The organism is Leisingera sp. ABD4_442 (assembly GCF_056160905.1).
The window spans coordinates 86,666-102,527 of record NZ_JBSWYB010000002.1; the positions used below are offsets into that span (position 1 = coordinate 86,666).

General features: G+C 63.2%; 18 protein-coding genes. 14 read left to right on the forward strand and 4 right to left on the reverse strand.

Annotation, left to right across the window (positions count from 1 at the left end; genetic code table 11):
- Nucleotides 1-73: 73 nt before the first annotated feature.
- A complete protein-coding gene (locus ACXAHG_RS02285) occupies nt 74-601 on the forward strand; it encodes a prolyl-tRNA synthetase associated domain-containing protein (protein WP_475055702.1) in 528 nt (175 codons plus the stop codon).
- On the opposite strand, the gene ACXAHG_RS02290 is transcribed toward ACXAHG_RS02285, so the two are convergent.
- Both ACXAHG_RS02290 and ACXAHG_RS02295 read right to left on the reverse strand, forming a co-directional pair.
- Entirely contained in the window at nt 598-1,350 is a 753-nt protein-coding gene (locus tag ACXAHG_RS02290) for an aspartate/glutamate racemase family protein (RefSeq protein ID WP_475055704.1), read from the reverse strand. The genes ACXAHG_RS02285 and ACXAHG_RS02290 overlap by 4 nt on opposite strands.
- A 126-nt stretch (nt 1,351-1,476) precedes the next feature.
- Complete coding sequence (locus tag ACXAHG_RS02295) at nt 1,477-2,058, reverse strand: FMN-dependent NADH-azoreductase (RefSeq protein ID WP_475055705.1); 582 nt, start codon at nt 2,056-2,058, stop codon at nt 1,477-1,479.
- Between the two features lie 124 nt (nt 2,059-2,182).
- On the opposite strand from ACXAHG_RS02295, the gene ACXAHG_RS02300 reads away from it, so the two are divergent.
- From ACXAHG_RS02300 to ACXAHG_RS02310, 3 genes are all read left to right on the forward strand, one after another.
- Nucleotides 2,183-3,061, forward strand: a complete 879-nt coding sequence (locus tag ACXAHG_RS02300) for a LysR family transcriptional regulator (protein ID WP_475040710.1) — start codon at nt 2,183-2,185, stop codon at nt 3,059-3,061.
- Nucleotides 3,049-3,954 (forward strand): DMT family transporter, encoded by a 906-nt coding sequence (locus ACXAHG_RS02305; RefSeq protein WP_475040712.1) that lies wholly within the window; start codon nt 3,049-3,051, stop codon nt 3,952-3,954. Before ACXAHG_RS02300 ends, ACXAHG_RS02305 begins: the two co-directional genes overlap by 13 nt.
- A 111-nt stretch (nt 3,955-4,065) precedes the next feature.
- Nucleotides 4,066-4,476 (forward strand): universal stress protein, encoded by a 411-nt coding sequence (locus ACXAHG_RS02310; RefSeq protein ID WP_475040713.1) that lies wholly within the window; start codon nt 4,066-4,068, stop codon nt 4,474-4,476.
- Between the two features lie 10 nt (nt 4,477-4,486).
- Here the strand turns inward: ACXAHG_RS02310 and ACXAHG_RS02315 are convergent, their stop codons facing one another.
- Nucleotides 4,487-4,831 carry an ArsR/SmtB family transcription factor gene (locus ACXAHG_RS02315; RefSeq protein WP_271907605.1) on the reverse strand — a complete coding sequence of 115 codons (345 nt, stop codon included), beginning with the start codon at nt 4,829-4,831 and terminating at the stop codon, nt 4,487-4,489.
- Nucleotides 4,832-4,921: 90 nt separating this feature from the next.
- Here ACXAHG_RS02315 and ACXAHG_RS02320 point away from each other — a divergent pair, with 90 nt between their 5' ends.
- The 7 genes from ACXAHG_RS02320 (at nt 4,922) to ACXAHG_RS02350 (ending at nt 9,474) form a co-directional block, all read left to right on the forward strand.
- The gene (locus ACXAHG_RS02320; RefSeq protein WP_475055706.1) at nt 4,922-5,818 is read left to right on the forward strand and encodes a DMT family transporter; all 897 of its coding nucleotides are present in this window, start codon (nt 4,922-4,924) and stop codon (nt 5,816-5,818) included.
- Between the two features lie 195 nt (nt 5,819-6,013).
- Nucleotides 6,014-6,358, forward strand: coding sequence for an AtpZ/AtpI family protein (locus ACXAHG_RS02325; RefSeq protein WP_409201577.1), 345 nt, complete (start codon nt 6,014-6,016; stop codon nt 6,356-6,358).
- Between the two features lie 40 nt (nt 6,359-6,398).
- Nucleotides 6,399-7,199 (forward strand): F0F1 ATP synthase subunit A, encoded by an 801-nt coding sequence (locus ACXAHG_RS02330; protein WP_039132155.1) that lies wholly within the window; start codon nt 6,399-6,401, stop codon nt 7,197-7,199.
- An 87-nt stretch (nt 7,200-7,286) separates the two neighbouring features.
- Nucleotides 7,287-7,523: a F0F1 ATP synthase subunit C gene (locus ACXAHG_RS02335; RefSeq protein WP_008553903.1), complete on the forward strand. Its 237-nt coding sequence runs from the start codon at nt 7,287-7,289 to the stop codon at nt 7,521-7,523.
- Between the two features lie 83 nt (nt 7,524-7,606).
- Nucleotides 7,607-8,134: a F0F1 ATP synthase subunit B' gene (locus ACXAHG_RS02340; RefSeq protein ID WP_475055708.1), complete on the forward strand. Its 528-nt coding sequence runs from the start codon at nt 7,607-7,609 to the stop codon at nt 8,132-8,134.
- A gap of 4 nt (nt 8,135-8,138) precedes the next feature.
- Nucleotides 8,139-8,696, forward strand: a complete 558-nt coding sequence (locus tag ACXAHG_RS02345; RefSeq protein WP_475040719.1) for a F0F1 ATP synthase subunit B — start codon at nt 8,139-8,141, stop codon at nt 8,694-8,696.
- A 220-nt stretch (nt 8,697-8,916) separates the two neighbouring features.
- Nucleotides 8,917-9,474 (forward strand): hypothetical protein, encoded by a 558-nt coding sequence (locus ACXAHG_RS02350; RefSeq protein WP_475040721.1) that lies wholly within the window; start codon nt 8,917-8,919, stop codon nt 9,472-9,474.
- A gap of 39 nt (nt 9,475-9,513) precedes the next feature.
- Here the strand turns inward: ACXAHG_RS02350 and ACXAHG_RS02355 are convergent, their stop codons facing one another.
- Nucleotides 9,514-10,284 (reverse strand): FadR/GntR family transcriptional regulator, encoded by a 771-nt coding sequence (locus tag ACXAHG_RS02355; protein ID WP_475055710.1) that lies wholly within the window; start codon nt 10,282-10,284, stop codon nt 9,514-9,516.
- A 166-nt stretch (nt 10,285-10,450) separates the two neighbouring features.
- Here ACXAHG_RS02355 and ACXAHG_RS02360 point away from each other — a divergent pair, with 166 nt between their 5' ends.
- From ACXAHG_RS02360 to ACXAHG_RS02370, 3 genes are all read left to right on the forward strand, one after another.
- Nucleotides 10,451-11,659, forward strand: a complete 1,209-nt coding sequence (locus ACXAHG_RS02360) for an aminotransferase-like domain-containing protein (RefSeq protein WP_475055712.1) — start codon at nt 10,451-10,453, stop codon at nt 11,657-11,659.
- A 165-nt stretch (nt 11,660-11,824) separates the two neighbouring features.
- Nucleotides 11,825-15,280, forward strand: a complete 3,456-nt coding sequence (locus tag ACXAHG_RS02365) for a chromosome segregation SMC family protein (RefSeq protein ID WP_475040726.1) — start codon at nt 11,825-11,827, stop codon at nt 15,278-15,280.
- 59 nt (nt 15,281-15,339) lie between these two features.
- Nucleotides 15,340-15,807: a YbjN domain-containing protein gene (locus ACXAHG_RS02370; RefSeq protein ID WP_475040728.1), complete on the forward strand. Its 468-nt coding sequence runs from the start codon at nt 15,340-15,342 to the stop codon at nt 15,805-15,807.
- The last annotated feature ends 55 nt before the right edge of the window (nt 15,808-15,862 follow it).

Consider the following 15,862-nt stretch of genomic DNA (forward strand, 5'->3'; position numbering starts at 1 on the left):
GAACACCTCTTGCGCCCCGGTGCTGTTTTTTGTGATCTGCACGGCAAACCGGAACGGCTTGCGGAGTAAGATCATGGATGCGTCATCGGCCTATCAGGACAGCCTGCCTGTCTCCTCGGATGCGCTGCTGAAGCAGCTGGACGATTGGGGCATTGCCTATCAGCTGCATACCCATGTGCCGCTGCGCACGGTGGAGGACGCCAAGGGGGTCGAGGAGCAGTTCATGGTGCCGGGCGAAAACGCGCTGCGGCTGAAGAACCTGTATCTGCGGGATAAGAAGAAGCGGAACTACCTGGTGACGCTGCAGCAGGACCGGGAGATCGACCTGAAGGCGCTGGGCGCTGAGCTGGGGATTGGCAACCTGTCGTTTGGCTCGGCTGACCGGCTGCTGGAGAACCTTGGCATCCGCCCCGGCGCGGTCAGCCCGCTGGCGATGATCACCGGCGCGGAGAAAGGCGTCACCTTCTATATGGACGTGCAGGCGCAGGAGGCCGAGGTGATCTATATGCACCCGCTGGTCAATGACCGCACAGTGGCGATGAAGCGCGATGATGTGATGGCGTTCTTTGAGAAGGCCGGCGTTGAGGTGCGCTGGGTCTAACCCGCCTTTTCCTCTGCCAGCGCGAGGTTCAGCGCGGCGGCGACATGGGCGGCGGAGGGGTTCACGAACAGGAAGCCGCCGGCCTCGAAACTGACGTCGTCAATATGATCGGGGAAGGCCAGCGGCAGTTCTGTGCAGGCCAGCAGGATGGCGGTGCCGGGCTGGGCGTGTCTCGCGCAGAACCGCAGCAGGCGGTCCTGCGCGCCGCTGGCTGCGCCGCCGTAGAAATCCTCGTCGATCATCGCCTGCATTTCGGTGATCTCCGCCTGCGGCAGGGTTTCGTTGGCGCTGATCCCGTGTTCAGCCAGCACATTGGCATAGTTGCGGGCCTGCATGGTGACAGCGGTGCCCAGCACCAGCGCGCGGGCGGCGCCGGTTGCGGCGGTGGCTTCGGCGGTGGCGTCGAAGATGCTGAGGACCGGCATCATCACGCCCTCGCGGATCGCGTGCAGGCGGGTGTGCGGGGTGTTGGAGGCGATCAGGGCAAAGTCGCAGCCGGCGCGTTCCAGTGTCAGCATCGCCTCGCGGAAGACGGCATCGAAAGCGGCCCAGCTGGCCTCATCCCCCGGACGGCCGCGCAAGGACCGGGTTTGCGCCTGCACCACTGATTCGATGGTGACCGGCGGCACCGGGAGCGGTGAACTGGCACCGCGGTCTGCAAAAAACCGCCCGGCGCCTTCGCAGATGGCGCGGTAGTAATCGAGGGTGGAGGCCCAGCCGACGCCGCCGAGAATGCCGATCTTCTTCATGGGAATGCCTGTGCTTTGAAATGCAGATGCGGGCAGAGTGGCACAGGCCCTGCCGCGCTGCCAAACGTTAAAATGCCGCCAGCCGGGGTGCGGCTGGCGGCAGATGCGCTGGGCAGTGCAGGGGGGTCAGGCCGCCAGCGCTTTGATCTGGGATTTTGCCTTGGCGAGGGCGCCCTCGGCGTCGATGGACAGGGCGTCGGCGGCCACGATCTGGACATCGGTGATGCCGATGAAGCCAAGCACATGGCGCAGGTAGGTGGTGGCAAAGTCGATGTCGGAGCCGGCCTGGGTGCCGCCGGAGGCCGCGGCGATAATGGCGCGCTTGCCTTCCAGGAGGCCGATGGGGCCGGTTTCCTCATACCGGAAGGTGACGCCGACGCGGGCCACCAGGTCAATCCAGGCCTTCAGGGTGGAGGGCACCGAGAAGTTGTAGATCGGCGCGCCGATCACGATGGTATCGGCCTGTTTCAGCTCCTCCACCAGTGCATCGGAGAGGGCGAGCAGCTGTTTGTCTGCCTCGCTGCGCTGATCGGCCGGGGTGAAGTTGGCGCCGATCCAGGCGCCGTCCAGCAGCGGCAGCGGCGCGGCCAGGTCGCGGCGGATCACGGTGTCCGCGCCCAGGCGGCTGACGATCTGTGCGGAAAGGTCCCGGGTCACCGAGCCTTCGGTGCGGGCGGAGGAGTCGAGATGCAGAACGGTGCGGGTCATTTTGGTATTCCTGTGCTTGTTGCTGACAGAGATTTGGGTTATTGCATTTGCGAACGCAACGCCGCAAAAGTAACACCGAGTGTGCGCATGTGCGCATGTCGCGCGGATTGGCAAGGAGGCAGCCATGGACAATTGGGATGAGGTGCGCACCGCCTATCAGGTGGCCCGGATGGGCACGGTCAGCGGCGCAGCCGAGGTGCTGGGCGTCCACCATGCAACGGTGATCCGCCATATCGACGCAATCGAGGCGCGGCTGGGGGTGAAGCTGTTCCAGCGCCACGCCCGCGGCTACACCCCGACGGAGGCCGGCCAGGACCTGCTGCGGGTGGCGCAGGCGACCGATGATCAGTTCAGCCAGCTGGTCGGGCGGCTGAAAGGGCACGGCGATGATGTGTCGGGCGAGCTGGTGGTGACTTCGCTGGCGTCTTTTGCGCCGATGCTGGTGCCGGCGCTGAAAGAGTTCCAGGACATGCACCCGGGGCTGATCATCCGCTATCTGACCGGTGACCGGCTGTTCCGGCTGGAATACGGCGAGGCGCATGTGGCGATCCGTGCCGGCAACGCGCCGGACCAGCCCGACAATGTGGTGCAGCCGTTTATGAAGCAGCAGGTGGGGCTTTATGCCTCTAAATCATATGCCGAGAAATACGGCGTGCTGCAGGGGGTGGAGGACATGCCCAACCACCGCTTTATCGGCAATGACGATGAAAACAGCCGCGCGCCGTTTTCGCGCTGGCTGCGGGCCAATGCGCCGGCTGAGGCGATTTCCTTCCGCTGCTCCAACGGGTTCACCATGCAGAATGCGGTGCGCAGCGGCGCGGGCATCGGCTTTATGGCGGCCTGGGAGGCGCGGCAGCAGCCGGACATGGTCGAGATGATGGCGCCGCAGGAGGAATGGGAAGGCACCTTGTGGCTGGTGACCCATGTGGACCTGCACCGCACCACCAAGGTGCAGGCGTTTTTGAAGTTCCTCAAGGAGCAGGCCAAGGAATGGCAGCTGTGAACGAGGCGCTGCGCGGCCATCTGGCGATGCTGCTGTTTTCGGCGCTGGTGGCGGGGTCGTTCTCGCTGGGGGTGATGGTGGCCAATGAGATCGCACCGGCAGCGCTGAATGCGGCGCGGTTCGGCATTGCTGCGGTGGTGATCGGTGTTGCCGCTGCAGCCACTACCGGAATGCGGCGGGTGCATTTCCAGGCGCCCTGGCGGTTTGCGGTGCTGGGCGGGCTGTTCGGCGGCTATTTTGTGCTGATGTTCTACGGGCTGCAGACCGCGGCGCCGGTCAGCGCGGCGGCGGTGTTCACGCTGGTGCCGGTGATGAGCGCGGGGTTCGGCTGGCTGCTGCTGCGGCAGGTGACCACCCGCTGGATGGCGCTGGCGCTGTCGATCGGGGCTGCGGGCGCGGTCTGGGTGATCATGCGCGGCGACCTGCAGGCGCTGGCGGCGTTTCAGATCGGCCAGGGGGAGATCATCTATTTCTGGGGCTGCCTGCTGCACGCGATCTACACGCCGATGGTGCGCAAGCTGAACCGGGGCGAGCCTGCGGTGGTGTTTACCTTCGGGATGCTGCTGGCGGGCGGCGCGCTGCTGGCGGCGTTCGGCTGGCAGGACATTCTGGCGACCAGCTGGATGCAGCTGCCGGGCATAGTCTGGATCGGGTTGGTCTATCTGGCGGTCTTTGCCAGCTCTGCAACTTTCGTGCTGCTGCAATACGCCACTCTGCGGCTGCCCTCGGCCAAGGTGATGGCCTATACCTATCTGACGCCCAGCTGGGTGATCCTGTGGGAGATCGCGCTGGGCCGCGGCGCGCCGCCGGGCGTGGTGCTGGTCGGGGTGGCGATGTCGGTTGTTGCCCTGGCGATGCTGCTGGAAGGCGACGCCAAGCCGGTGCGCGCCTGAACGCTGCCCTCCTGAGTTCTGCCTGCCGGGCACGCTTGCGGCAGGTCAACGCAAGCCCCTTGTTTTCCTGTATACTGGTCCTGAGGGACGCGTCAGGAGAAGGAGGGAAAGATGTTCAAGCATATCATGGTGCCCGTTGACCTGCACATGCCCCCGGCGGTCAAGAAGGCCCTGAACGTAGCTGCGGATTTCGCCGCCAACCACGGCTCACGCGTGACGCTGGTTCATGTGACGGATGAGCAGATTGAAGGCACGCACACCCTGGGGCCGTCCGGTGATCAGCTGGCCGCACTGGCCGGCAAGATGGCCGAAAGCAGCGGTGCAAGGGTTGAGGGGCTGCCGGTTCATTCGGTGGATGTCGGATCAGAGATGGACTCCATCCTGGCCCGGACGGCGAAGGAGCTGGAGGTGGACCTGATCGTGATTGCAACACATATGCCCGGCATTCTGGACTATGTGTTCTCGTCCCACGCCAGCCATCTGGTGCTGCATTCCGAAATTTCGGTGTTTGTCGTCCGCTAGGTTTCGGCCCCTAGGTTTCGGAGGGGGCATCCTCTGACAGGTGCTCTGCCTCCAGGAAGCGTTCGAAGGCGTCCAGGTTCACCGGTTCAAACTGGCCGAAGCCCTGCATCCAGACGGAGGCGGCCCGCATGGCGTCGGGTTGCAGCTTGCACCATTTGACCCGGCCGCGCTTTTCCTGCGCGATGAGGCCGGCGCGGGTGAGAATGGTCAGATGCTTGGAAATTGCTGCCAGCGACATCTCGAAGGGTTCCGCCACGTCGGTCACCGCCATGTCGTCCTCCAGCAGCATGGTCAGTATCGCCCGGCGGGTCGGATCGGCCAGGGCCGCAAAGACGGTGTCGAGGGTGTCGCTCATGCCTGATACTCCTAAAGGGCAGGAAGCGGGTCGACAATCCTGCAAAACCTGCGATGGATCGGTGCAAGGCATTTCAAAGGGGCAGTTGGCATGGCGTTGCGCTATTGGGCGGTGATTTTCATTCTCGGCATCGGCTGGGGCATGTCGTTCATGTTCAACGCCATTCTGCTGCGCGAACTGGGGCCGCTGTCGGTTTCGATGGGGCGTGTGGGCTTTGGCGCGCTGGGCTGCTGGATCTATGTTCTGGCGGCGCGCAAGAAGGTGCCCGCTGGCATGGGGCGCTGGCTGGCGCTGTTCGGGTTCGGCGCGCTCAGCTATGCCGGCCCTTTTGCCTTTTATGCGCTGGGCCAGCAGCACATCGCTAGCGGCGTGGCAGGGATCGTCAATGCGACCACGCCTGCGCTGGCGGTGGTGGTGTCGCATTTCTGGCCCGGAGGAGAGCGGGCGACGGTGCTGAAATCGCTGGGGGTGATCTGCGGGTTCCTCGGGATCGTGCTGCTGTCGCTGCCGATCCTGGAGGGCGGGCAGTCCTCGGAAGCCTGGGCGGTGCTAATCACCCTGGGCGCGCCGCTGTGCTATGCCTTCTCTGTCAATATCGCGCGCAGCTTCCGCGACATGGAGCCGGTGGTGCTGGTGGCGATCGCGCTGACCGGGTCGACCGCCGCAATCGCGCCGCTTGCGCTGTGGAGCGAGGGGGTGCCGGTGATCACTCGAATGGAAACCTGGGCGTCGCTGCTGGTGATCGGCTTTGTGCTGACCTCGGCGGCCTTCATTGCGTTCTATTGGGTGCTGCCCAAGGTGGGGCCGACCAACATCACCATGCCGACGCTGATCGCGCCGGTGTCGGCGCTGTTTCTGGGCACTTACATTCTGGGCGAGACGCTGCTGGCGGAGCACCTTTGGGGCATGGCGGCGATCCTCTTGGGGCTGCTGCTGATCGACGGGCGGATTGTGCGCTGGCGGCTGCCGAAACCGCCCATCCGGTAAAATCAACCTTTTGGTTGAATATGGATTCCGGGATGGTTTGGCGCTAACAGCGGCTGCGGCAGAGCGGCGCGGCCTATGGTGAATGGAAAAATATCGCGCATAAACAATGGGATGGTCATATTTTGAATCTTCAATCCTTGTAATTGACTCCTTCGCCCCGTGGCCTTAGCACCCTCACTAGAAATTCGCGTGAGGATGGCGCCCGTGACCGATGACGACCAAAAGCAGCGCATGGCGCAGCTGGAGGAGAAATTGGCGGCGGCGCGTAAGGCCCAGGAGCCCAAGCCGCGCGCGGATGAGCATTATTCCCTGGCCAACCAGGCCTGGCGGATGGTGATCGAATTGGTGGCCGGTCTTGGGATCGGCTTTGGCATCGGATACGGGCTGGACCACCTGTTTGGAACCCTGCCCATCTTCATGGTGCTGTTCATAATGCTGGGCCTGGCGGCTGGGGTGAAGACGATGCTTCGCACCGCGCAGGAGATCCAGAAAGAGAAACTGGCCGAAGAGGCCGAAAAAAATGCGCAAGACCGGGATTGATCCGACGGGATCGGCGACCGGCGACAGGAGAAGCGGACCGATGGGCAAAATTTTCTTTTTCGCAGCTCTGGCACTGGTAGTTGTGTCGGGTCTGATTTTCGCTCCGGCGGAAGCAAAGCTGGCGATCCACCCGATGGATCAGTTCCAGGTGAGCGCGCTGTTCGGCGATCACATCTCCTGGTACACCCCGACCAACGTGACCCTGTGGATGGCGCTGGCCGTTGCCGCCGTGTTCGCGCTGCTGGTGCTGGGTTCCTCGCGCCGCGCCATCGTGCCGGGCCGCGCCCAGTCGGTTGCGGAACTGGCCTATGGCTTCATCTACAAGATGGTTGAGGACGTGGCCGGCAAGGACGGCGTCAAGTTCTTCCCCTATATCATGACCCTGTTCATGTTCATCGTGATGGCCAACTTCCTGGGCCTGATCCCCGGCTCCTTCACCACCACCTCCCACATCGCAGTCACTGCGGTTCTGGCGGCGCTGGTGTTCGTGACCGTGACCGTGGTCGGCTTTGTCAAGAACGGCGTTGGCTTCCTGGGCCTGTTCTGGGTGTCGAGCGCGCCGCTGGCGCTCCGCCCGATCCTGGCCATCATCGAACTGATTTCCTACTTCGTGCGCCCCGTCAGCCACTCCATCCGTCTTGCCGGTAACGTGATGGCGGGCCACGCGGTTCTGAAAGTGTTCGCAGGCTTTGCCGCAGCACTGGGCATGTTCAGCTTCCTGCCGATCTTTGCCATCACCGCGGTTTACGCACTCGAAGTTCTGGTGGCCTTCATCCAGGCCTACGTCTTCACCATCCTGACCTGCGTGTACCTGAAGGACGCACTGCACCCGAGCCACTAAGGCCAGGATCTGAAAGCTTACCGGGCAGCGCCCCCTAGGGGCTGCCCAAACTAGAAATCACCACATTCCATCGTAAGGAGAGAAATCATGGAAGGCGATATCGCACAACTCGGTCAGTTCGTCGGCGCAGGCCTGGCAGCAATCGGTTCCGGCGCAGCCGCAATCGGTGTGGGCCACGTTGCTGGCAACTTCCTGGCAGGCGCTCTGCGCAACCCGTCGGCAGCTGCCGGCCAGACCGCAACCCTGTTCATCGGCATCGCGTTTGCAGAAGCACTGGGCATCTTCTCGTTCCTGGTCGCTCTGCTGCTGATGTTCGCCGTCTAAGACCTTAGGAACCTATTTCCTTACGGCCGGGCAGTGCAGATCCTGCACTGCCCGGTGTAACGGCAAGTTCCTGGGAGGACGACATGGCATCAAATACGCAAGAGGCAGCACACGGCGGCGGTTCCGCAATGCCGCAGCTGGACTTCTCGACCTTCGGGAACCAGATCTTCTGGCTCGTGGTCGCCCTGGTCGTGATCTACCTCATCCTGTCGCGCGTCGCGCTGCCCCGCATTGCGGCGGTGCTGGCCGAGCGTCAGGGGACCATCACCAACGACCTCGCCGCGGCTGAAGACCTGAAAGCCAAGGCTGTCGAGGCCGAAAACGCATATAACAAAGCTCTGGCGGATGCCCGTGCCGAGGCTCAGCGCATCGCTGCTGAGACCCGCGCAGAAATCCAGGCCGGGCTGGACGACGCAATTGCCAAAGCAGACGAGCAGATCGCTGCCAAGGCTGCCGAGTCTGAAAAGGCTATCGCCGAAATCAAGGCCGGCGCGCTGGAAAGCGTGAAGGCTGTTGCCACCGATACCGCTGCTGAGCTGGTGACCGCACTGGGCGGTTCCGCAGACGCAGACGCAATTGCCGCGGCAGTTGCCGAGCGGACGAAAGGATAAGGACATGCGCAATATTCTCGCTCTTGCCCTGACCTTTGGCGCAGCATCGCCTGCGCTGGCGGCCGGCGGCGGCATGGACCTGTCCAACACCAACCTGGTTGTTGCGCTGGCGTTCATCCTGTTCATCGGCATTCTGCTGTTTGCCAAGGTGCCGTCGCTGCTGGCTGGCCAGCTCGACAACCGCGCCGAAGGCATCCAGAAGGAACTGGACGAAGCCCGTGCCCTGCGTGAAGAGGCCCAGACCGTTCTGGCGTCCTACGAGCGCAAGCAGCAGGAAGTTCAGGCCCAGGCCGACCAGATCGTGGCGGCTGCCCGTGACGAGGCTGCCCGTGCAGCTGAGCAGGCCAAAGCGGATCTGGAAACCTCCATCGCCCGCCGTCTGGCGGCTGCTCAGGAGCAGATCGCTTCGGCAGAAGCTTCGGCTGTGAAGGAAGTGCGCGACCAGGCGATCTCCATCGCTGTTGCCGCTGCGGACCAGGTGATCTCCAAGCAGATGACCGCCGCCGAGGCCAACAAGCTGATCGACGCCGCCATCGCGGATGTGGACGCCAAGCTGCACTAATCGCTGGCTGATACAGGCAAGTTAAAAGAACCCGGTCCGAGTGGCCGGGTTTTTTGTTTGGGGAAGCTGTTTTGAGCAAGTTTCTGTCAGCGCAGCCCTGCGGGTACAAACCTATCCGCGCCAACTTGCTTGCAACGGAATTTAGTGGATTACTGGCGCGGGTAAATTCAAACCCAGAACGTTGCTAAGCGAAGCAATTTTCAACACGGATCTCTTTGAGATGAAACATTTCCGAACTTGGGCAGTGCGGATATTGGGGGCTTATCTGCTAGTTTTGCTAGCAACATTTTTGTTTGCCTTTGGATCTATGAAGTTCAACAGCTTGGCGATTTGGGAACGTAAACTAAACCCATCGACTTTCGTGTTTTGGCAAGGTGGCAAATACTATTCAAATCCTCCGCTGTTTTCGCAAACGATGTCCGATACACAGGGGCAACTGGCTGCACGGGAGCCGCAGAGTTTTGAAGATGTAGATATTTGGGTGCTGCTTCTGGATGACTTCGCAGAGATTAAGAACGTTGAAGTAGCTTTGCAGTTGGGGGTCGAGACGGACAAAATCGCGAGAAACCTTCCAAGTCACACGACAGAGCTTTCAGGAGTCAATCTAAGCATGCGGCTGCACCTTGTTCCATTTTACGTTACGCGCAAAAGAGTACTCATCATGAATGCGGAGTATTTGAGGGAGAACTACAAAGTTCAGTGTCTGGACGAGATGGTTTACGGCGCAATGATCGGGCAGCGAGATCAAGCGCTGTGGGACAGGTGCGAGGTTAGTTAATCTTCGTCGGAATGAATGAGGTAATCGTTACCCGCGGTTTCACCCCTTCCCGGTCTCATGCTCCAGCCGCTGCTTTGCAACTTCGGCGTTGCGCTCGGCGCGCTGGTGGTCGGTGAGGGCCTGTTTCACATAGTCCAGATGCGCCTCGACCGCGGTGCGGGCGGCTTGCGGGTCGCGGGCCTGCAGGGCGGCGTTGATGGCGCGGTGCTGCTCCAGAAGCGCCTCATAGGTGGTGTGCTGCTGGAACATGATCCGGCGGTTGTAGAAGACGCCCTCGCGCAGCAGATCGAACATTGACCGCATCATGTGCAGCATGATCACGTTGTGGCTGGCGTCCATGATGGCGGAGTGGAACTGGGCGTCGAGCCTGGCGGCCTCCTCGGACACGGCGGGATTGCCGGCTGCTTCCATCTTGTCAAAGATCGCCTGGATCACCTGCAGGTCATAATCGGAGCTAAATCGCGCGGCGCGTTCGGCTGCCAGCCCTTCCATGTCGCGGCGGAAGCTGAGGTAGTCAAACACCGCCTCGTCATGGGTGGCGAACAGCTGGATCAGGGCGGGGGAGAAGGCGGAGCCGAGGACATCGGCCACAAACACGCCGGAGCCGGCCTTGGAGGCCAGCAGGCCGCGTGCCTGCAATTCGCTGATGGCGTCGCGCAGGGAAGGGCGGGAGACGCCGAGCCGTTCGGCCAGTTCCCGTTCGGCGGGCAGCCGTTCGCCGGGAGACAGGACACCGCGCAGGATCAGCTGCTCGATCTGTTTGACGACGGAGGCGGAGAGTTTCTCGGGCTGGACTTTCTGGAAGGGCATCTGATCGCTCTGGCGGATTGGTCAATTTATATGACCACGCGCGGGCGGCGGCTGCAAGGGCAGGCGGTATCACGAAGGCTGTAACAATAGGTCAGCATTGTTGACTTTAATTTGAGCCTGCCTACCGTGACCCTAGATCACAAGCGAGAACAGCCAGGAGAGAGGCATGCAGTTGGACCAGATCTTTGCCACCCGCAACAGCCGCATGAAGGCGTCGGAAATCCGCGAGCTGCTGAAACTGCTGGACCAGCCGGATATCATCTCCTTTGCGGGCGGCATCCCGGACCCGGCGCTGTTCCCGGCGGATGAATTTGCCGAGGCTTTCACAGCTGCGTTGAAACCAGAACGGCAGGCGCAGGCGCTGCAGTATTCGGTGAGCGAGGGCTACCTGCCGCTGCGCCAGTGGATCGTGGCGGAGATGGCGAAGATCGGCATCATCTGCGAGGCCGAAAACGTGCTGATCACCTCCGGCTCGCAGCAGGCGCTGGATTACCTGGGCAAGCTGTTCCTGTCGCCGGGTGATACTGCCTTGGCCGGCTGGCCGACGTATCTGGGGGCGCTGGCGGCCTTTAACGCTTATGAGCCGCGCTATGACCGTCTGTCGCTGAAGGGAAACCGCACCGCGGAAAGCTATGCCGAAGGCGCGGCAAAGGCGGGCAGTGCGGTGAAATTCGCCTATCTGTCGCCGGATTTTGCCAACCCCACCGGCGAGACGCTGGACCACGCCGGGCGGCTGCGGCTGCTGGACATCGCGGACAGCCTGGATTGTGCCATCATCGAAGACGCGGCCTATCAGTCGCTGCGCTATGACGGGGAACCGGTGCCGCCGGTGCTGGCGCTGGAGATGGAGCAGAAGGGCTCAATCGAGGACTGCCGCACGGTCTATTGCGGATCGTTCAGCAAAACCTTGTCACCGGGGCTGCGGATTGGCTGGGCGGTGGCTGCAAAGCCGGTGATTGCGCAGATGGTGCTGCTGAAACAGGCGGCGGACCTGCATACGTCGACCATCAACCAGATGGCGGTGCACACGGTGGCCGAGGCTTGTTTCGACGAACATGTGGAGCAGCTGCACGCGGTCTACCAGCGCCGCCGGGACGTGATGCTGATGGCCTTGGACGAACATATGCCGGAGGGTGTTGAGTGGACCCGGCCTGAGGGCGGCATGTTTGTCTGGATAACTCTGCCGGACGGCATGGACGGGGCGCAGCTGCTGGCCCGCTCGCTGGAAACCGAGCGGGTGGCCTTTGTCCCTGGTCAGGCGTTTTTCGCCGACGGCAGCGGCCAGAACACGATCCGGTTGAGCTTTTCCAATTCCAACCATACGGCCATCGAGGAAGGGATTGCCCGGCTGGGGCGGCTGTTGCGGCAGGTTTGAGGCCTGTCAGGCCACTGCTTGGCAAAACATCGCCGCTTGGCTTGGGTTATCCACAAGATATGGTGTGAATTGAACGGAATTCGCCCCGATTTGGGGGTGCGGAGCGTTGACTCAACGGGTAGGAACCGCTGAACTTTCTCGATACGGAATCACGAAGGGGCAGCTTTGCGGTTTTCCAAGCTCAGGCTGAACGGCTTCAAAAGCTTTGTCGATCCTACCGAACTGGTCATTGCCGATGGGCTGACAGGGGTTGTGGGTCCAAACGGTTGCGGCAAATCCAATCTTTTGGAGGCATTGCGCTGGGTGATGGGGGAAACCCGCGCCAAGGCGATGCGCGGCGGCGGCATGGAGGACGTGATCTTTGCCGGCACCTCCTCAAGGCCCGCGCGCAACTTCGCCGAGGTGAGCCTTAACATCGACAACTCGGAGCGGCTGGCGCCCTCAGGCTTCAACGATGCGGACGGTCTGGAGATCGTGCGCCGCATCACCCGCGATGTGGGCAGCGCCTATAAGTCCAACGGCAAGGACGTGCGGGCGCGGGATGTGCAGATGCTGTTTGCCGATGCCTCGACCGGTGCGCATTCGCCGGCGCTGGTGCGGCAGGGGCAGATCGCCGAGCTGATCAATGCCAAGCCGAAGGCGCGGCGGCGCATTTTGGAAGAGGCGGCTGGTATTTCGGGGCTTTATCAGCGCCGCCACGAGGCGGAGCTGAAGCTGAAGAACACCGAGGCCAACCTGCTGCGGGTCGATGACGTGATCGAGCAGCTGGCGGCACAGCTGGCGCAGCTGGCCAAGCAGGCCCGGCAGGCGCAGCGCTACCGCGAGATCGGCGAGAAGCTGCGGCTGGCTGAGGGCATGCTGCTGTACCGCCGCTGGCGCGAAGCGGATGAGTTGCGGCTGGCCTCAGAGGATGAGCTGCGGGTGCGGGTTGAGCAAGCTGCCAAGGCGGAAGCGCTGGTGCGTGCCGCCGCCGCGCAGCGCGGCACGTTTGAGGAAAAACTGCCGCCCCTGCGCGAAGAGGAGGCCATTGCCGCCGCCATCCTGCAACGGCTGGTGGTGCAGCGCGACTCGCTGGGTGATCAAGAGGCGCAGGCGCGTCAGACCATCGAGCGGCTCAGCAGCCGGATTGTGCAGCTGGGCAACGACATTGAGCGTGAGGCGGGCCTGAACAAGGACGCCGGTGAAACCATTGAGCGGCTGGAGTGGGAACAGCGGGAGCTGTCCAAGGCCGGCGACGGGCATGACGGCAAGCTGGTGGAGGCCGCGGAACTGGCGCGCGATGCGGGCTCGATCCTGCAGGCGCGCGAGGATCATCTGGCGCAGGTGACTGAGGATGTGGCCCGCCTGGCGGCGCGGCACCAGTCGGCGCGGCGGGCGGTTGAGGATGGCCAGCGGGCGTTGGCCCGGTCCGAGGGCGAAGCGGAGAAAGCCCGCGGCGCCCAAGCCGAGGCGCAGGAGGCGCTGGAACTGGCGGCGGAGAAGTTCGAGGCGGCAGTCACGGCTGAGGAGGAGGCGCGTGAAGCCTCCGAGATAGCCGAAGAGGCGCTGGCAGCAGCGGATGAGGCGCGCACCGAGACCCAGGCCCGCGAGGCAGAGGCGCGCTCGCAGCGCTCGGAAGCTGAGGGTGAGCTGGGCGCGCTGCGCGCTGAAGTCACGGCGCTGGCCAAGCTGGTGGAGCGTGATACCGCCGAGGGCGGTCAGGTTCTGGATGAGCTGACTGTCTCGCCGGGGTACGAGAAGGCGCTTGGTGCGGCGCTGGCCGATGACCTGCGCGCGCCCCTGGCGGACAAGGACGGGCCGACCGGCTGGGTGGCCTTGTCCCGCTATGACCGCGATGCGCCCTTGCCGGACGGTGTGGAGCCGCTGGCGCTGTTTGTCTCTGGCCCTGATGCCCTGTCGCGCCGGGTGGCGCAGATCGGGCTGGTGGATGGCGATGCGGCAGCGGGCCTGCAGGCGCAGTTGCAGCCGGGCCAGCGGCTGGTGACGGTTGAAGGCGACCTGTGGCGCTGGGACGGCTACCGCGCCTGGGCCGAAGACGCGCCCAGTGCCGCGGCTCTGCGGCTGGAACAGCTGAACAAGCTGGAAGCGCTGAAGCAGGAAATGGAGCGCGTCAGTGCCAAGGCGGATGGCGCCCGCGCCGCGCATGAAATGCTGCTGCGCAAGCTGGAAGAGGTGACGCTGGCCGACCAGAACGCGCGGCAGGCGCGCCGTGTGGCGGATCAGCGAGTGGCCGATGCGGCCCGTGCGCTGAGCCGGGCGGAGGCCGACCGCAATCTGGCAGAGGCCAAGCTGGAGACCCTGGGCATTGCGGTTAAGCGGCATGAGGAAGACGCGCTGAACGCCAGCCTGCAGCTGAAAGAGGCCGAGAAGGCGCTGGGGGATCTGGGCGATCTGGACCAGGCGCGCACCGCGGTTGAGGACATCAAACAGGCGGTGGAGGCGGCGCGGATCACCATGCTGACCCACCGCTCCAGCCATGACGAGTTGCGCCGCGAGGGCGAGGCCCGCACCAAGCGCGCGCAGGAGGTGACCAAGGAGCTGTCCGGCTGGCGCCACCGCCTGGAAAGCGCCGAGGCGCGGATTGAGGAACTGGCCGAACGCCGCGAGGCCTCGCAGGAGGAGCTGGAAGAGGCGGGCGCGGTTCCGGCGGAGATTGCCGAAAAGCGGGAAGAGCTGAACGAGGCGATCTCGGAAGCCGAAGCGCGCAAATCTGCCGCCACCGAAGCCCTGATCGCGGCAGAGGCAGAGCTGCGCGAGGCGGTCCACAAGGAGCGCGAATGCGAGCGGCTGGCGTCGGAAGCGCGCGAGGCGCGGGCGCGGTCCGAGGCGCGCAGCGATGCGGCCAAGGAAGCCGTGACCCAGGCCGCAGGCCGCATCATCGAGGCGCAGCAGATCACCCCGCAGGCGCTGCTGGAGAAGCTGGGCGTGTCACCGGATGAAATGCCGGCCTCGGATGATCTGGAGCACGATGTGGACCGCTACAAGCGTCAGCGCGACGCCTTGGGTGCTGTCAACTTGCGGGCTGAGGAAGACGCCCGCGGGGTGCAGAACGAGCATGACACGCTGGTTGCCGAAAAGCTGGACCTGGAAGGCGCGGTGAAGACCCTGCGCGACGGGATTTCCAGCCTCAACCGCGAGGGGCGGGAGCGGCTGCTGACCGCGTTTGAGCAGGTGAACAACAGCTTTGCGATGCTGTTCACTCATCTGTTCGGCGGCGGCGAGGCCAATCTGGTGATGGTCGAAAGCGACGACCCGCTGGACGCAGGGCTTGAGATCATGTGCCAGCCGCCGGGCAAGAAGCTGTCGACCCTGTCGCTGCTGTCCGGCGGCGAGCAGACGCTGACCGCGATGGCGCTGATCTTTGCGGTGTTCCTGTCGAACCCGGCGCCGATCTGTGTGCTGGACGAGGTCGATGCGCCGCTGGATGATGCCAATGTGACCCGCTTTTGCGACCTCTTGGACGAGATGTGCCGCCAGACCGACACCCGCTTTTTGATCATCACTCACCACGCGGTGACGATGGCGCGGATGGACCGGCTGTTCGGGGTCACCATGCAGGAAAAGGGCGTCAGCCAGCTGGTTTCGGTTGACCTCAAGAAGGCAGAGGCGATGGTGGCCTGAAGCCGGGGCCACGGGGGATGGCACCAGGTATTGCTGAAATTAATTTGGTGGAGAAAGAAATGAACATGCTGAAGGTAATTGCCGCATCCGCGGTTTTGATGATGCCGGTGGCCGCTGCCGCGCAGAACGTGGTGGCCAAGACCGGCGAGAGCGTCGCGAATTTTTTCAAGGACGAAGGTGCCAAGGTCGAAGTGACCACCGACAGCGTTGGTGATCCGAACCTGAAGGTCGAATATTACGGCAACGACTTTTCGGTCTATTATTACGGCTGCGACAACAATGCGGACTGCGATGCAGTCCAATTCTTCTCTGGCTATCAGACCGATGGCAGTGTGCGGCTGGCAAAAATCAACGAATGGAACAACGAGAACCGCTTTGTACGCGGGTACATTTCCGAAGAAGGCTCTGCACGTATCGAAATGGATGTGTTCCTGGGCGACAAGGGCATGAGCCCGGATGACTTTGCTCAGGCGGTTGGCATTTGGAACCGGGCGATGCAGGATTTTGAGACCTTCATCGACTGGTAAGCGCGGCCGTCACTGGATCGTGACTCCGGTATAGATTGCAAACCGTTAGAGTGGG

Bases quoted from the DNA above. Each gene is read 5' to 3' on its own strand.
- ACXAHG_RS02285 (WP_475055702.1), top strand. From the start codon at position 74: ATGGATGCGTCATCGGCCTATCAGGACAGCCTGCCTGTCTCCTCGGAT.
- ACXAHG_RS02290 (WP_475055704.1), bottom strand. From the start codon at position 1,350: ATGAAGAAGATCGGCATTCTCGGCGGCGTCGGCTGGGCCTCCACCCTC.
- ACXAHG_RS02295 (WP_475055705.1), bottom strand. From the start codon at position 2,058: ATGACCCGCACCGTTCTGCATCTCGACTCCTCCGCCCGCACCGAAGGC.
- ACXAHG_RS02300 (WP_475040710.1), top strand. From the start codon at position 2,183: ATGGACAATTGGGATGAGGTGCGCACCGCCTATCAGGTGGCCCGGATG.
- ACXAHG_RS02305 (WP_475040712.1), top strand. From the start codon at position 3,049: ATGGCAGCTGTGAACGAGGCGCTGCGCGGCCATCTGGCGATGCTGCTG.
- ACXAHG_RS02310 (WP_475040713.1), top strand. From the start codon at position 4,066: ATGTTCAAGCATATCATGGTGCCCGTTGACCTGCACATGCCCCCGGCG.
- ACXAHG_RS02315 (WP_271907605.1), bottom strand. From the start codon at position 4,831: ATGAGCGACACCCTCGACACCGTCTTTGCGGCCCTGGCCGATCCGACC.
- ACXAHG_RS02320 (WP_475055706.1), top strand. From the start codon at position 4,922: ATGGCGTTGCGCTATTGGGCGGTGATTTTCATTCTCGGCATCGGCTGG.
- ACXAHG_RS02325 (WP_409201577.1), top strand. From the start codon at position 6,014: ATGGCGCCCGTGACCGATGACGACCAAAAGCAGCGCATGGCGCAGCTG.
- ACXAHG_RS02330 (WP_039132155.1), top strand. From the start codon at position 6,399: ATGGGCAAAATTTTCTTTTTCGCAGCTCTGGCACTGGTAGTTGTGTCG.
- ACXAHG_RS02335 (WP_008553903.1), top strand. From the start codon at position 7,287: ATGGAAGGCGATATCGCACAACTCGGTCAGTTCGTCGGCGCAGGCCTG.
- ACXAHG_RS02340 (WP_475055708.1), top strand. From the start codon at position 7,607: ATGGCATCAAATACGCAAGAGGCAGCACACGGCGGCGGTTCCGCAATG.
- ACXAHG_RS02345 (WP_475040719.1), top strand. From the start codon at position 8,139: ATGCGCAATATTCTCGCTCTTGCCCTGACCTTTGGCGCAGCATCGCCT.
- ACXAHG_RS02350 (WP_475040721.1), top strand. From the start codon at position 8,917: ATGAAACATTTCCGAACTTGGGCAGTGCGGATATTGGGGGCTTATCTG.
- ACXAHG_RS02355 (WP_475055710.1), bottom strand. From the start codon at position 10,284: ATGCCCTTCCAGAAAGTCCAGCCCGAGAAACTCTCCGCCTCCGTCGTC.
- ACXAHG_RS02360 (WP_475055712.1), top strand. From the start codon at position 10,451: ATGCAGTTGGACCAGATCTTTGCCACCCGCAACAGCCGCATGAAGGCG.
- ACXAHG_RS02370 (WP_475040728.1), top strand. From the start codon at position 15,340: ATGAACATGCTGAAGGTAATTGCCGCATCCGCGGTTTTGATGATGCCG.